The sequence below is a fragment of the Candidatus Pelagibacter communis genome (assembly GCF_001180205.1).
Lineage (GTDB): Bacteria > Pseudomonadota > Alphaproteobacteria > Pelagibacterales > Pelagibacteraceae > Pelagibacter > Pelagibacter ubique_O.
On sequence record NZ_CVSU01000012.1, the window covers coordinates 1 to 660 of the forward strand.

Below are 660 nucleotides of genomic sequence, written 5' to 3' on the forward strand. Positions count from 1 at the left end.
TCTTGTACCTGGTGATAACATCCTAATGTAGCCAACATCAGTGTCATTTGATATGCCTCCTCCGTGGCTAACTTTTTTTTTGTTTGGATCATTGTCATAAGGGTTTTTAAAATCCTTTAAAGCTATTTCAACAGCTTTTGCTACCTCATCTTTCCATGTGCTAGATGATTGTTTTGAGCAATCTAAATTATTTTCCATTGCAAAAGCTAATCCCGTAGAGCATTTCATTGTTTCGTTAATAATGTATTTTACAACATTCTTGTGATTTGCCTTTACAGCACTTTTTTTTGCACTGCTCGTATATCCACTATAAGCAACAACACCAACTGCAGCTAAAATACCAATAATTGCCACTACTACTAGGAGTTCTATTAGAGTAAAACCTTTTTTGTTCATAATGGTAGATAATATCTAAATAATTTTTAAATTAAAGATTTAAATATCAATGAATATCTTATTTCATTATTTGAATATTTTGAAATTTCAAAAATCTTAAATAAATTTTGATATTTACTTTTTTCTCTTTCTGATAGCTTATTCAATATTTGTTGATGGGTATCTGAATGTAGTAAATTATATTTTTTTCTTAACCTCCAAATGACAAAATTAATTAATATTTTAATAAATTTTTTTTTATTAAATAAAAGTAAAAATCTTACA

General features: G+C 26.8%; 2 protein-coding genes. Both read right to left on the reverse strand.

Going from position 1 to position 660, the window contains the following annotated elements:
- The coding region (locus AMO08_RS05880) for a type IV pilin protein (protein WP_256997626.1) at window positions 1-396 on the reverse strand (396 nt) is incomplete at its 3' end.
- Window positions 397-422: 26 nt separating this feature from the next.
- A partial coding sequence (locus AMO08_RS05850; RefSeq protein WP_218836554.1) for a hypothetical protein occupies window positions 423-660 on the reverse strand: 238 nt, incomplete at its 5' end.